17 protein-coding genes are annotated in these 14550 nt (G+C 47.8%); 15 read left to right on the top strand and 2 right to left on the bottom strand.

Annotated features, from left to right (window positions below; all coding sequences use genetic code 11):
• The 8 genes from NR121_RS09435 (at position 1) to NR121_RS09400 (ending at position 5577) form a co-directional block, all read left to right on the top strand.
• Positions 1 to 555, top strand: a complete 555-nt coding sequence (locus NR121_RS09435; RefSeq protein WP_062409596.1) for an NADPH-dependent FMN reductase — start codon at positions 1 to 3, stop codon at positions 553 to 555.
• Positions 556 to 561: 6 nt separating this feature from the next.
• Complete coding sequence (locus tag NR121_RS09430) at positions 562 to 1536, top strand: beta-ketoacyl-ACP synthase III (RefSeq protein ID WP_054817403.1); 975 nt, start codon at positions 562 to 564, stop codon at positions 1534 to 1536.
• A 576-nt stretch (positions 1537 to 2112) separates the two neighbouring features.
• Positions 2113 to 2403 carry a rhodanese-like domain-containing protein gene (locus NR121_RS09425; RefSeq protein WP_054817462.1) on the top strand — a complete coding sequence of 97 codons (291 nt, stop codon included), beginning with the start codon at positions 2113 to 2115 and terminating at the stop codon, positions 2401 to 2403.
• 88 nt (positions 2404 to 2491) lie between these two features.
• Positions 2492 to 3076 carry a sulfurtransferase TusA family protein gene (locus NR121_RS09420; protein ID WP_074729885.1) on the top strand — a complete coding sequence of 195 codons (585 nt, stop codon included), beginning with the start codon at positions 2492 to 2494 and terminating at the stop codon, positions 3074 to 3076.
• A 21-nt stretch (positions 3077 to 3097) separates the two neighbouring features.
• Complete coding sequence (locus NR121_RS09415; protein ID WP_062409593.1) at positions 3098 to 3493, top strand: DsrE/DsrF/DrsH-like family protein; 396 nt, start codon at positions 3098 to 3100, stop codon at positions 3491 to 3493.
• A gap of 19 nt (positions 3494 to 3512) precedes the next feature.
• Positions 3513 to 4661 carry an MBL fold metallo-hydrolase gene (locus NR121_RS09410; RefSeq protein ID WP_054817404.1) on the top strand — a complete coding sequence of 383 codons (1149 nt, stop codon included), beginning with the start codon at positions 3513 to 3515 and terminating at the stop codon, positions 4659 to 4661.
• 260 nt (positions 4662 to 4921) lie between these two features.
• On the top strand, positions 4922 to 5278 hold the full coding sequence (locus tag NR121_RS09405; RefSeq protein WP_054817405.1) for a rhodanese-like domain-containing protein: 357 nt from the start codon (positions 4922 to 4924) through the stop codon (positions 5276 to 5278).
• Positions 5279 to 5313: 35 nt separating this feature from the next.
• Positions 5314 to 5577 carry a metal-sensitive transcriptional regulator gene (locus NR121_RS09400; RefSeq protein ID WP_054817406.1) on the top strand — a complete coding sequence of 88 codons (264 nt, stop codon included), beginning with the start codon at positions 5314 to 5316 and terminating at the stop codon, positions 5575 to 5577.
• Between the two features lie 75 nt (positions 5578 to 5652).
• Here the strand turns inward: NR121_RS09400 and NR121_RS09395 are convergent, their stop codons facing one another.
• Positions 5653 to 6339, bottom strand: a complete 687-nt coding sequence (locus NR121_RS09395; RefSeq protein ID WP_062409590.1) for a GntR family transcriptional regulator — start codon at positions 6337 to 6339, stop codon at positions 5653 to 5655.
• Positions 6340 to 6851: 512 nt separating this feature from the next.
• Between NR121_RS09395 and dapA the strand changes: the two genes are divergently transcribed.
• From dapA to NR121_RS09360, 7 genes are all read left to right on the top strand, one after another.
• Entirely contained in the window at positions 6852 to 7769 is a 918-nt protein-coding gene (gene dapA, locus NR121_RS09390; RefSeq protein ID WP_062409589.1) for a 4-hydroxy-tetrahydrodipicolinate synthase, read from the top strand.
• Between the two features lie 65 nt (positions 7770 to 7834).
• Positions 7835 to 8842: a tripartite tricarboxylate transporter substrate binding protein gene (locus NR121_RS09385; protein WP_054817408.1), complete on the top strand. Its 1008-nt coding sequence runs from the start codon at positions 7835 to 7837 to the stop codon at positions 8840 to 8842.
• Between the two features lie 123 nt (positions 8843 to 8965).
• Complete coding sequence (locus NR121_RS09380; RefSeq protein ID WP_062409587.1) at positions 8966 to 9415, top strand: tripartite tricarboxylate transporter TctB family protein; 450 nt, start codon at positions 8966 to 8968, stop codon at positions 9413 to 9415.
• 9 nt (positions 9416 to 9424) lie between these two features.
• A complete protein-coding gene (locus tag NR121_RS09375) occupies positions 9425 to 10315 on the top strand; it encodes a tripartite tricarboxylate transporter permease (protein WP_256831112.1) in 891 nt (296 codons plus the stop codon).
• 4 nt (positions 10316 to 10319) lie between these two features.
• Complete coding sequence (locus tag NR121_RS09370) at positions 10320 to 10931, top strand: tripartite tricarboxylate transporter permease (RefSeq protein WP_256831111.1); 612 nt, start codon at positions 10320 to 10322, stop codon at positions 10929 to 10931.
• 127 nt (positions 10932 to 11058) lie between these two features.
• On the top strand, positions 11059 to 12009 hold the full coding sequence (locus NR121_RS09365) for a phosphoglycerate dehydrogenase (protein ID WP_074729881.1): 951 nt from the start codon (positions 11059 to 11061) through the stop codon (positions 12007 to 12009).
• A 37-nt stretch (positions 12010 to 12046) separates the two neighbouring features.
• Entirely contained in the window at positions 12047 to 13309 is a 1263-nt protein-coding gene (locus tag NR121_RS09360) for a nickel pincer cofactor-dependent isomerase, group 22 (RefSeq protein WP_054817411.1), read from the top strand.
• A gap of 24 nt (positions 13310 to 13333) precedes the next feature.
• Here NR121_RS09360 and NR121_RS09355 read toward each other — a convergent pair whose 3' ends face one another.
• Complete coding sequence (locus NR121_RS09355; protein WP_217437411.1) at positions 13334 to 14239, bottom strand: EamA family transporter; 906 nt, start codon at positions 14237 to 14239, stop codon at positions 13334 to 13336.
• Between the last annotated feature and the right edge of the window lie 311 nt (positions 14240 to 14550).

The raw sequence follows: 14550 nt of genomic DNA, 5'->3' as shown, positions 1-14550 counted from the left end.
ATGAAAATGCTCGGGATATCGGGGACCATTATTGGAGAAAAAACAAGCTCGGTTGTGAGAAAGGTCGTGAAACATGCGGCGCTTCTGGAGCCGGACCTGAAAACGGAAATGCTGGATTTAAGAGATTATGAGGTGCAGTTTTGCGACGGCCGCAATCCGGCGGCGTATAACCTTGATACGCAAAAAGTAATGGCAGCCGTTTTATCGGCAGACTGCTTTGTGATCGGGACACCGGTCTTTCAGGCGTCTATGGCTGCCCCGCTAAAAAATGTGTTTGACCTGCTGCCTCCGGATGCTTTTAGGGATAAGGTCATCGGTTTTATCGCCACCGGCGGGACCTATCAGCACTTCCTGGTTATCGAGAATCAACTGAAGCCGATTGCCGGGTACTTCCGGGCTTATGTGACCCCGGATTATGTGTATGCGCACCGGGATCATTTTAACGACAGGCATGAAGTCGTCGATGCGTCCGTGCTGCAAAGAATCAAAGGTTTAGCCCGGCAAATCGTTGAAATGTCCAAAGCACTGCAAGGAATCCGAACAGCCGCGGGGTGAACAGTGATGTATAGAGCCGCGATAAGCGGGATCGGCGCTTATTTGCCGACGGGACGTATGACGAACGAAGATTTAAAGCGACTGATTTCTTTAGAAGATGAGTGGATCGTCAGCAGAACGGGCATCCGGGAGAGGCGGATATCGGGCGTCTCGGAAGCCACGTCGGATTTGGCTTATCTGGCCGCGTTAGATGCGTTGGATGACGCCGGCATCCTGGCATCGGAAATTGACTTGATTCTTGTTGCTACAGAAACGCCTGATCATATTCTTCCGCCTGTGGCTTGCCAAATTCAGCGTCAATTGGGATGTCGTCCTATCGGTGCCATGGATGTTCATTCCACCTGCGTCGGATTCTTATCTGCACTTCAAATTGCCGACCAGTATATCAAGGCGGGGATGCACCGGTGCATCCTTGTGATTGGTGCGGATACATTATCCAAACTAACCGATTATTCCGATCCGTACACGAGCATCCTTTTCGGCGATGGCGCGGGAGCGGTTATCGTCTCCCGAATGAAGGATAACGATGAGGGTGAAATCATCTCGACATCGCTTCATGCCGACGGGGTAGCTTTCGAGTTTTTATATGTTCCGGGCGGGGGCAGCAGGCACCCGGCTTCGGAAGAATATAAATCCAAAATGGTCATGGATGGAGGGAAAATATTCAAGGCGGCTGTGAAAGCCATGACCTCGGGTGCCGAAGAAATATTGGAGAGGAACGGGTATCGCATCGATCAAGTAGATTGGTTCATTCCGCACCAGGCCAATGAACGCATCATAGACGCTGTGGCACGGAATCTTCATTTTCCGGAAGAGAAAGTGGTCAAGACCATTCACAATTATGGAAACAGCTGCTCGGCAACCATACCAGTGTCATTTCACGAAGCGGTAAGGGACGGGAGAATCCGGCATGGGGATACGATTTTAATGACGGCATTCGGTGCAGGCTTGGTATGGGGAGCCGCCTTGATCAAATATTAGACTGGCCGGAGGGAGATGGCAGCCGCGGATTTGGCGGGAAGGTTGCTGTTTCAACCGCTCGGCATTCCCGCAGGCGTTATTACGGCAGGAATCGGCACCCTTTTTCTTGTACCATATGTTTAAGCGGAGGATGGCGCATGAAGGGGATTTACATTTGGATTGCATATTCGTCCTGTTATTGGGAAAGTTATAGGTAATCAAATGTATGGAGTGGACAAGATGGAAACTAAAGATGGAAGCTCGGGAATTTGGGTTGCTATAGTGAGTTGGGTTGTGCTTATAGCTTTCTTCATCGGAATATTTTTGTTGTTTGTCCGCACGTGAGTATGAATGCATGAATTCAGCGATAGCAAGCTTCCCGCGGTCCTAGGACAGCTGGGAAGCTTTTTACTATCCGGAACTTCAGGAGGGACTTCCAGAAAAAGTAATGCCGGTGATGACAGGGGGAGTGTTGACAGAAAGACATAAACATCATAATATAATACCCATAGGGGTATAAGTATAAAATGAAAAGGAGTCATTGATATTTTGACATATGAAGGAGTGATAAAAGTGGCAGGTAAATATTCAAAAGAGATGAAACCTCAGGAAGTAAAACAAAGATTAGAACGGGGGGAAGCATTGACCATTCTGGATGTTCGGGAAAATAACGAATGGGAGTCCGGGCATATCCCCGGCGCCAGGCATATTCCATTGGGGCTGCTTGGTCAACGGCATACGGAGTTGGATCCTGAGAAAGAAACCATCGTCGTATGCCGCAGCGGCAATCGGAGTGGATTAGCCTGCGAAATGCTGGAGTCTTTCGGTTATAAGGTCATGAATATGTCGGGAGGCATGATGGAATGGACTGGAGAAGTCGAGTACTAATCTATTGGCTGCAGAGAAAAAATTCAAGCTTTTTTATACACATAGGAGTATAAGTATAAAATAATAAATCTAAAATGGAGGTTATGAGATGTCGACGCCGTCAGCGGTTCAAGCAGATTTAACATTGGATTGTAAAGGACTAGCTTGTCCGATGCCCATTGTCAAAACGAAAAAAGCCATGGACCAATTGAATCCCGGTCAAGTCATTGAAGTGCAGGCTACCGATAAAGGCTCATTGGCAGATATCCGGGGATGGGCAAAGAACACAGGGCATCAATATTTGGGAACCATTCACGAAGGAGAGGTATTGAAGCATTACCTGCGTAAAGCCAACCCGAATGAAGTCAAGGAAGAAACCAAATTTCCGCATACATTGACGAACGAGGAGCTGCAAATCAAGCTGGAATCCAATGAAAAACCGTTGGTGTTGGATGTGCGCGAACCTGCGGAATATGCTTTTCATCGGATTCCCGGGGCCGTTTCCATCCCATTGGGCCAGTTGGAAAACAGGCTCATCGAGCTGAAACCGGAGCAGGAAATACATGTCGTTTGCCAAACGGGCACCCGGAGCGATTTGGCCTGCCGGCTGCTCGCCGACAATGGCTTTAAAAACGTAAAAAACATCCTGCCCGGTATGTCCGGCTGGACCGGTCCGACCGAGAAAAATCAATAAAATAAACGGAGGTCATTCCTGATGTCAACGAAAGTCGCTATTATTGCCAGCAACGGCGGATTGTTCGATGCCTATAAGGTATTCAACATCGCCACGGCCGCGGCCGCTACCGATTCCGAAGTCGCTATATTCTTCACCTTTGAAGGACTTAATCTCATTCATAAACAGGGATATCGGCAGCTGCCGCTGCCTGCGGGTAAAGAGAATTTTATAGAAGGATTTAAAAAAGCCAACGTACCGTCCATTCCCGAGCTGGTTCATATGGCGCAAGACATGGGGGTCAAAATCATCGCCTGCCAAATGACCATGGATGTGATGAACATGAAGAAAGAAGATTTCATTGAAGGCATCGAAGTCGGCGGGGCCGTGACCTTCCTGGATTTCGCGAAGGATGCCAACGTCACTTTAACGTTCTAATTAAAGGGGGATCGGGCATATGGCTGCGGCAGACGATATACAGGGAATGACGGCGGAAGAAGCGGCAAGATTTATTCTCGATAAGAAAGAACTGTTCATTCTGGACGTCCGCAACGAAAGTGACTTTAACGACTGGAAAATGGAAGGGGAAAGCATCGAAATCCTCAATATCCCGTATTTTGAATGGCTGGAGGGAGCGGACTCTGTTCTGAGTCGGATTCCGGAAGGCAAACAGATTCTCGTTGTCTGCGCCAAAGAAGGATCGTCCAAATTTGTTGCCGAACAGCTTGCAGAGGCCGGCCGGAGCCCTATTTATTACCTTGAAGGCGGGATGAAGTCCTGGAGCGAGTATTTGGAGCCGGTCAAGATCGGCGATTTGAAGGACGGGGGCTCCATTTACCAGTTTGTCCGTATCGGCAAAGGCTGCCTTTCGTATATGATCGTTTCCGATGGCGAAGCAGCTGTTGTCGACATGGTTAGAATGACTGACGTGATTGAGCGCTTTGCCAAAGAAAACGGGCTGACGATTAAACACGCGATCGATACCCACCTGCACGCAGATCATATTTCCGGAGGAAGAATCCTGGCAGAGAAAACAGGAGCAGCCTACTGGCTGCCTCCAAAGGATGCGGCAGAGGTCGTGTTTGCCTACGAAAAGCTCGAGGACGGCAAAGAGATTACGGTTGGAAACACACGGATTAAGATTCAACCTGTATACTCGCCGGGCCATACGATCGGGAGTACATCGCTTATTGTCGATGATCAGTATTTGCTGACCGGAGACATTTTATTTATTGAATCGATCGGCCGGCCGGACTTGGCGGGGAAAGCCGAGGATTGGGCCGGGGATTTGCGTCATACCCTGTACAGCCGCTACAAAGAATTGTCCGACGATTTAATCGTGCTTCCCGCCCACTTCGGAAAAATATCCGAGCTGGGTGAAGGCGGAAAAGCAGCCGCCCGTTTGGGAGATCTGTACCAAAGCAACCCCGGGCTAAACATCCTGGATGAAGCGGAATTCAGATGCGCGGTTACCGATAATCTGCCGCAGCATCCTAATTCCTATCAGGCGATTCGTCAAACCAATATGGGTAAAATTCAACCGACGGACGAAGAACAGCGTGAAATGGAAATGGGTCCTAACCGTTGTGCGATTCACGATAAATAAAGAGGAATAAAAATGAACTGGCCTGAGGCCAAAGCAAATGTATAAGATTTGGCAATCCATTCGAGGATTGCAGGATTGCAAAACCATACCGCACACGTTATATTACCTGTAGGGGTATAAGTAATAATTAAAAGGAAAGTCAACCTGTTTATTTAATAGCAATCATAGAAAATACAGTGTTCAGCTGGATGCAGGGCAGCCGCCGCAAACGGATACTTGAGGTTTGAAGCGGCTGCGGGTTTTTGCGAGGGGGAAGGAAAGTGTCTATTTTATTGGTGCTGTTGGCCATCGGATTGATATGGTTCATAAGAAGTGTCTGGCCTGTAAGCGGGCTGTCCTTCGTAGATTCGAGGATATTGGAGGCGGCACGGGAAGAAATGACGACGTTGAAAATTGTTGATGTACGGGACGCGGCGGATTATCAGAAAAATCATTATCCCGGCTCAATTAATATATCGTTAGGTCGTCTGCCGTTCGTCTGGCGGAATGAGCTTTCACCGGACGAGCCTGTCCTGATCCTCGCCGATAGCCGCCGTAAAAGCATAAAAGCCGCCCGTGTACTCAAAAATAAAGGCTTCTCTCAGTTGTATGCACTGCGCAGGGTGAGCGGCTATTAATATACCTGGACGGGATCGGAATGGAGGAAAATCGAATGATAAAATACGATGAAAGCGTGCTTCGTCGGGTTAAACGCATCGAAGGGCAAGTTCGCGGTATTTTGAAAATGATGGAGGAAGGCAAAGATTGCAAGGAGGTCGTGGCACAGCTTTCCGCTGTACGCAGCGCCGCAGATAAAGCGATGGCCTACATCGTCGCCGTCAATCTGGAGCAATGCATTATTGAAGAGAAGGAAAAAGGAAAGGATACGGGCATGATTGTGAAGGAAGCTGTTGACCTGCTAGTAAAAAGCCGATAAGAAAGCGGGATGATCATCGTTGGATTAGCATTATCTTGTCGCTGTGCAAAAATAAACTTAAAGAAGGCGGAATGATCAAATAATTCCGCCGTTCTTATCGATCTTGAGGATTAGACGTTCTTTGGAATCGTCTAAATGAATTTTGATAACGGATTTGATCTGTTGAACATTCCCGTCTCTTAACGATTGAATAATCGCCAGATGCTGATTGGCGGCAGTAGTAATCATATCCTCTGAAATTAAAGAGGTCTCGGCCGCCAAAAATCTGTAATTCATAATATTTTTATAAATTTCAGTATTTTTATTGTTTCTGCCCAACTCCATAAATTTCAGATGGAACGCCATATTGTAATCGTTTTGTAAATATTGTTTTAAAGACAATGTTTTTATATCTTTAAGCGATCTTTGAATAATGGCCTCCATCACCATTAATTCTTTTTCCAGTTCCTCCTTGGGGACATCAGCCAACTTTTCCGCCACCCAAAATTCCAGCATCATTCGAGTATCCATAATGTCTAATACATCATGAATCTCGATGCCATTAACAAAAGTGCCGACCTTGGATACCGTTGTCACCAAACCATCCATCTCCAAACGGTTTAATGCGTCCCGAATCGGTGTTCTGCTTACGCCAAGCTGCTCGGCCAATTCGGGGATTAAGAGCTTTTGATTCGGTCTAAATTCCCGGCGGATGATTCGTTCCTTTAATATATTATAGGTTTTATCCCATAAATTCGAAGTATCGATTTTAGGCAGTTCCATATATAAACTCCTTTTGATCCATTTTTCTTCATAAGAGACTATCATTAACCCTTCACGATTATGATGCCTATATGTTATATACATCATATTTCATTTTCTATATTACAGCCATTAACAAATGACGTCAATTGCAGAGAAGGTTTTCCCATTTTATTTGGAAGCGGTTATATAAATACGTTGACAAAATCATTGATCATCCATTATGATGTGATTAATGTTGTATACAACATAAAACAAAAAAAGAAGGTGAAACGGACAGCGATCGCCATGCCAATTTCAGGAGTTCATCTTATTCAGAAAGGATTGACTGTAAAAACCAATTCAAGTATGATGGCTCTAGCTACCATGTATACAACATTTAATATACTTGGTGTTCAATATCAGAATCAGTGGCCGTTTCATCATTACATTTATGATAGCGGCAACACTGTAGCACTGTATCGTTCTGGATCTTCTTATGCTATTTCATTATTCGGATTATGTTCGTTCGTACATAGAGGAGGAACCATCGAATGTTAAAACCAGAAGGCATTATTCCGGCTATGGTGACACCGTTTACATCATCGGAAGAAGTAAATGAACCCGTACTCCGCCAATTAGTTAAAAGATATGTGGACGCCGGTGTTCATGGATTATTTTGTTTAGGAACGAACGGAGAGTTTTTTTCACTAACGTTCGATGAAAAAATAAGAATTGCCGAAATCATTATAGATGAGGTCAAAGGGAAAGTACCGGTATATGTAGGTGCGGGCTGCATCACAACTTCTGAAACCGTTCGTATGGCCAAAAAGCTGGAGGAAATCGGCGCCGATGCGCTTTCCGTCATTACGCCGTATTTTCTGACGTTCACACAGGACGAGCTCGTGGAGCACTTTAAACGGATTGCCGATTCGACCCGCCTTCCTGTCGTTTTGTATAACATCCCATCCCGAACGGGGAACAGCCTGCTGCCAGGCTCGGTTGGGGTATTATCTCAAATTCCTAATATCGTCGGGATTAAAGACAGCAGCGGAAGCTTTGATAACACGCTGCAATATCTTGATGCCGTCGGACCTGAATTTTCCGTATTAGCCGGGACGGATTCCCTCATCTTGCCGACCCTGATGGCCGGAGGTAAAGGAGCTATAGCGGCGACAGCCAATATTTTACCGGAGACGGTCGTATCGATTTATACTCACTGGCAAGCGGGACGCTTTGCGGAAGCCGAGGAGGGGCAAAAACAGCTAAGGGCCATTCGATCGGCCATGGGACTGGGGACATTGCCAACCGTCTTAAAAGAAGCGATGAACATCATGGGCTTGCCTGTCGGGCCGGCCAGAGCTCCTGTTGCCGCGCTGCCTGAGGCAAAATACAACCAGCTCATGAAGGTTATGGATGCCTATATTCAGAAGGGCGTTATCCAGGCATCGAACGGTAGTGCAATGGTTTAAATGAATGCGCTTTATTATATATGTGTAAGTTGTTGATTGATATTCTATTAGGGAGGTCATTATACATGAAGAAAAATGTGATTACTATGATGGCTGTGCTGTTAACTTTAACTTTACTGTTCGGCTGTGCACAGGCGCCTAAGCAAGGAGAGCAAGCCCAATCGGGTCAGCCGGAAGCGGCAAAGGCCAAATTCCCGACCAAACCGATTAATTTAATCGTTCCCTGGGCTGCCGGAGGAAGCACCGATTTGATGGCCCGCACATTGGCCAAAGAGGTGGAGAAAGAGCTTGGCCAGCCGGTCATGGTGGTCAATAAGGCCGGAGGAGGGGGAACCTTGGCGGTTACGGAGGTTTCCAAGTCTGCGCCTGACGGATATACCTTGGTCATTAGCTCGAACAGCCCTTTCACTACGCAGCCGCTCCTGAACCAACTGGAATATTCCATTGATGATTTCAGAATCGTGCACGCTACGACCTTTGAAGATCTTGTATTTGCAGCGCATGTGGATTCCCCGTATAAAACACTTGATGATGTACTGAATGCCAAAGGCAGCGGTAAGGCGATTAAATATGCGACATCGGGCGCCGGCGGATTATCTAATCTGGCTGCGGAAACCTTCTTTGAAACAGCGGGGATGAAAAGACAGCACGTTCCTTACAAGTCGGGAGCGGAAGTAGCCACGGCCGTACTTGGCCAGCAAGTGGATATCGGTATAGCCCATCCGGGAGAACTGATGGAGTATGTGAAGTCCGGGAAAATCAGATTTATCGGCGTATTCAATGAAAAGCGTGTACCGGAAATGCCCGACGTGCCTACGATGAGCGAAAAAGGCATTGACGTCAAATGGGGCGTGTACAAATTTATCGCAGTTCCCAAAGGTACGCCGGAGGATGTATATCAGGTTTTAAACAAAGCATTCGCCAAGGCTTTCGCATCTGATGCGTTTCATGACTTTTTGACGAAATCAAACTTGATTGCCAATAACGACAGCCCGCATCAAGTGGAAGAAAAAATCCGTACAGAATTGAAAGTGACCAAAGAATGGATCGATAAGATCGGTTTTGGAAAATAAGATACTTCCATGCAGCGACTGGGGCTGCTTACCATAAACAATCATGAGATGGTGCTTCACGGAGGGTAAGCAGTCTTTTTTAACGGCAGTAAAGAGCAATATGATTAAAGGATGTGTTTCCTTGTGAGAAATGCGGGGGTTTGGGTAGGCCTTGTCCTGCTGCTTTTTTCAGGCACGATGTTTTTCAGCTCCTTATCTTTGGAATATCGCGGTTCAATCGGGCCGGGACCGGGATTGTTCCCGTTATGGTTAAGCGGATTGCTGATCCTTCTGTCCGTGCTGTATATTATCGAATCCTTTATTAAAAAAGAAGTTGAGGTAAGCGACATCTTACCCAAGGGTAAAGCATTGCGAAGGGTGCTGCTTTTTGTTGGTTCGTTCCTTTTTTTTCTTCTGATTGTCCCGTTTACCGGTTTTTGTGTGGCAGGCATTGCGATGCTTTCCCTCATGTTCATGCAAGCCTACAAATGGTATGTGGGAATGGCCATTTCAACGGTAGTCACGCTGGTCTTTTTTGTCGTTTTTGCGGTTCTTCTAAAAATCCCGTTGCCGGTTAATTCTTTTGGATGGTAGGTGAGGCTGATGGAATCCTTCAACATGTTATTGCACGGATTTGAAACGGCGCTGTCCTTTTGGAATTTGTTGTATTGTTTGATCGGAGTAACCGTAGGGATGCTTGTGGGCGTGCTGCCGGGGCTTGGTCCGACAACCGCTACCGCCATTCTGCTTCCGATCAGCTTCGGTATGGAGCCTGTATCCGCCATTATTATGCTTGCCGGGATTTATTACGGCGCCATGTATGGGGGCACCATTACTTCGGTATTAATTAACACCCCCGGGGAAGCTGCTTCCGTCATCACATGCCTGGACGGACATCCGCTGGCCAAGCAAGGGCGTGCGGGCGCCGCGCTTGGAATAGCAGGGATCGGTTCGTTTATCGGGGGGACCATCTCCATTATCGGGCTTGTTCTGATCGGTCCTCCCGTTGCCGAATATGCTCTGAAGTTTGGTCCGCCGGAGTTTTTTGGGCTGATGGTGTTAGGCATGATCATGGTCATTGGCTTGATGGGAAAATCCCTCATTCGCGGTCTCGTTGCAGCCGTCATAGGCCTGGTGTTGGCTATGATTGGCATGGACCCGATGACGGGAACGGTGCGCCTTACCTTTGGCCAGGATCAATTAATGGACGGCCTTGATTTTGTGATGATTGCGATGGGCCTATTCGGCTTATCCGAAATTTTAAGCGGACTCGAAAATCAGGAGAAAGCGCAGAAAATTCCGAAGGTGAAGGGCGTTCTGCCTAAGCGGGAGGAATGGAAGCCGTCGCTTAAATCCATTGGCAGAGGAAGCCTGCTCGGCTTTCTTATGGGGTTAATTCCCGGGACGAACTCCGTCATTCCGGCGATTTTGTCTTACTCGCTCGAGAAAAAATTGGCCAAAGACCCTTCCAGATTCGGAAAAAGGAGCCATTGAAGGCGTGGCCGGTCCCGAAACGGCTAACAATTCTTATTGCGGCGGAGCCCTTATTCCGTTATTTACCTTAGGACTTCCTAGCTCGCCGACGATTGCGGTCTTGTTGGGAGCGTTCATCATGCATGGTCTTACCCCGGGGCCTACACTGTTTGTAAAAAACCCGGATATTGTATGGGCGATTATCGCCAGCATGTTTATCGGTAATCTGCTGCTTCTGATCATGAACCTGCCGCTTGCCGGGATTTGGGCCAAAATTGCGTTGGTTCCGGCAAAATTACTGTTTCCAATCATATTGATTATATCGATCATCGGATCATACAGCGTCAAAAACAGCTTGTGGGATGTAGCGGCTATGTTCGTTTTCGGCATTGTGGGATATGTATTCAAAAAAGTGGATATTCCGCTCGCACCCATCGTGCTCACTTTTGTATTAGGGGAACTGATGGAGAATTCATTATTGCAATCCCTTGCCTTGTTCGAAGGCCATTTTATGGGTTTCTTTACGCGTCCGTTAAGCGCAACATTGCTCGTGCTTTCTGCTATGATTCTGATCGCAAGCTTTGTTGCGGGGCTGATGAAAAAGAAGGATGGTCTTTCGGCGGATGTTGAAATGTAAACGTGGGTGTGATCCGGACGTGGATCGGCCTCGGCACGGTTTTTGATGATAGAAGAAAATCTAAGTTATCAGCGGAGCTGAAAGTTTTCTTTACCGCGAGAAAAGGTTCTAAAGGGGAGATTCAGTAATGAAAGTCGTATCCACATCGCCATCCTTTGCCAAATATTCGAATGAGCCTGTGAAATATCTAGAAAAACATGGGATGCAGTTGGTTCAATTGCCGGCGGATATTCAAGAGGAATCATTTATTGCCGAAATCCAGGATGCGGATGCCGCCATTGTTGCTTTTAATGCCATTACGCCGAATGTTCTGGCTCGTACGCCGAATTTAAAGATTATTTGCAAACATGGCGTAGGGGTGGATAACATCGATTTGGAAGCGGCCAGGAAAAGTCAAGTTTGGGTGACGAACGTTCCCAATACCAACAAGCATGCGGTAGCTGACTTTACCTTTGCCTTAATGCTTTCCTTGGCCCGTCAAATTCCGGCGGCCGTCGAATTAACCAAAAAGGGCGAGTGGCCAAGAATATTTGGCTCCGACGTTTATGGGAAAACGGTTGGCATCATAGGGCTCGGCAACATTGGCAAGGAAGTAGCCCGCAGGTCCAGAGGCTTTGATATGAATATTCTGGCCTTTGATCCTTACCCCGATCACAGCTTCGCGGAGAAGCATGAGGTCACATTCGTTTCCCTTGAAGAGCTTTTGAGTAAAAGCGATTTTGTAACTCTTCATATCGCGCTTACGGAACAAACGGAAAATCTCATCGGGCGCAAAGAATTGGACATGATGAAGAAAAGCGCCTATCTGATCAATGCTTCCCGGGGCGGGATTGTATCCGAAGATGCCCTGTACGAGGTTTTAAGAGACGGCTCCATTGCCGGAGCCGCATTGGATGTATTCGAACAAGAACCGGTTCGGGAGCATCCGCTGTTTGGTTTGCCCAATTGTATAGCCACGTCTCATATTGCAGGTTATACGAGCGGAGCTGTCAATGAAATCGGCATGATTTGCGTGCGGAATATCGTGGACGTTCTTGTGAACAAAAAAAGACCCGAGCATGTCGTAAACGGAATGTAGCCGCAGCGCCCGATCCTGAAACATGAGGAGAACGATGATGAATAAAATCATAGCATTACTGCGCGATATTCCGATTCCCAGGATGATCAAAGTACAGCAACACTTCATTGCTCCCGAAATTGGCGATACGGCATCGGCTGTCCGCAAAGCGATGAAGGAAGCCGGCGTTCTGCCGCGGGTTTCTCAAGGAGATCGGGTCGCTATAGCCGTGGGCAGCCGGGGAATAGCCGATATTGCCATTATCGTAAGAGAGGTCGTCCGCGCCGTCAAGTCTGCCGGTGCCCATCCCTTTATTGTACCGGCTATGGGAAGCCACGGCGGAGCGACGGCTGAAGGCCAGGCCGAAGTATTGGAGCAATTGGGGGTTACGGAACAATCCGTCGGGGCTCCCGTACATTCGAGCATGGACGTCGTGGAGGTGGGCAGATTACCTAAGGGTTTGCCTGTCTACACCGATAAAATTGCTTATGAAGCCGACAAGATTATCGTGATTAACCGGATTAAACCGCACACCGCCTTCAGCGGTCCGATCGAAAGCGGTTTGATGAAAATGATCACGATTGGCCTCGGGAAGCATAAGGGAGCTGATGCCGCTCATGCCTACGGTTTTAAATACATGGCTGAGCATGTCCCCGAGATGGCCCGAATCGTTCTTTCCAAGCTCCCTGTTATTTTTGGAGTAGCTGTTATTGAGAATGCTTATGACCGGCCCGCCAGGATCGCTGCCGTACCTGCCGAACGGCTGGAAGACATCGAACCCGGGTTACTGCTGGAAGCCAAGTCCCTCATGCCCCGGTTATTGTTCGATCCTATCGATGTCTTGATTGTAGATGAGATCGGAAAGGATATATCCGGCAGCGGCATGGACCCTAATATAACCGGACGCTTCCATACACCGTACGTCAAAAGCACGGCTCCCGCCATCAGCCGTATTGCAGTTCTCGGATTAACGGCCAAAACCCGGGGCAATTCGCTGGGCATCGGCTCGGCGGATGTGATTACGCGTAAGCTTTTTGATGAAATGGATTGGGAAAAGGGCTATATGAATGCTTTTACAAGCACGGTCCTAACCCCTGTCAAGGTTCCCATGGTTCTTCCGACGGAAAAATTGGCGATACAGGCGGCGATAAAAACGTGTAATGTGCCCGATTTTCATCAAGTGAGAATCGTCCGGATTAAAAATACGTTGGAATTAAAGGAAATCCGGATATCCGAAAATCTGCTGCCCGAAGCATTGGCTTCAAAGGCCATTGAGGTATTGACGGGGCCGGTTACGATGCATTTTTCCGACGTACCATAGAAAATTACAGGACTAACCCATGGGTTATCCAGAGGCGGTCTTGTCGGCGCCGGAGGCATCCTTGCGGGCCGATCGAAGCGCCAAGACAAGGACGGACACGATGATACAAAGGCTGCCGAGGAGCTGGACCGGATCCATAGGCGTATGTAAAAATACGGTGGTAACCAGTACGGCTGTTAACGGTTCGGCGCTGCCGAGGATACTGGCCTGGGCCGGCGTGACAAACCGCAGGCTGTCCAGGAACAGATAGAATGGAGTAATGGTGCCTACGATGACAATAAACGCAAGCAAGGCAAACAGAAGCAGGGAGCCTTGGCTCCAATCGAAAAACCATGGCGGGTGAAACAGACTAAGTCCGACACCGCCGATGACCATGCTCCAGCCGACGACGGAAACCGGTCCCCAGGCTTTCAACAGCTTTGCCGGGAACAAGGTATAGAATGCCGCGGCTATGGCGGACAGGATTCCCCATATAAACGCTTCCAATGTTATCGTTAAAGAATCGACAGAGCCGCTCGTCGTCATGAAGAAAATGCCGGTCAGAGCTAACAGGAACGCAATGAGCTCCCGGCTGCCGGGCATTCGTCTGAACTGCAGGGAAACATAGACGATGATGAAGATCGGTCCCAAATACTGCAGCAGGGTGGCTGTGGCCGCATTTCCATGGTGAATCGCGGCAAAAAAGGTGTATTGAACGCCTAACATCCCTATTAAACCAAAGACAAGTAAGGTAAGCCGGTCCTTTTTATGCGACCAGACGGAAAAAGCGTTTTTGGTTCCCTGAATCAGGCTTTGCAGCAGGATCATGATGACACCGGCAGAGAGCAGACGAATAGAGACAAGGATGCCGGGCGCTGCCGCAAAATGCTGAAAAAACAGCTGAGCCGCGATTCCGGATAACGCCCAGCAGACAGCCGCGCACAGAACCATAAAAACTCCTTTGATCTTGATGTCGTTCTCCTCCTTGCAGCTTAAACAATAATAAGACAATATCTATTACACTACCATTATCTCCTCCATGTCGTAAACCCAAATTTCTAAATGATTCCATCCGCGCAAAAAGACCCTATTCCGTCCGGTTTCGGAGAGAACAGGGTCTTATTCATGATTCGGCTTCATCCAATCACCCTTTTTTTATTCGTACATCCGGCTGCGATACTGATTGTAAACCGAATTGGTTTTGTCTTCCTTGACTTCCAGAGCATCGATAAACTTGTTCAAAGCAGCCACCAATTTTTTTA

Origin of the sequence: Paenibacillus sp. Pae15 (genome assembly GCF_024519685.1) — a bacterium.
GTDB classification, from domain to species: Bacteria; Bacillota; Bacilli; order Paenibacillales; family NBRC-103111; genus Paenibacillus_G; species Paenibacillus_G naphthalenovorans.
The sequence above is the reverse complement of the archived record's forward strand: the minus strand, read 5'-3'. Positions and strand labels throughout refer to the sequence as shown.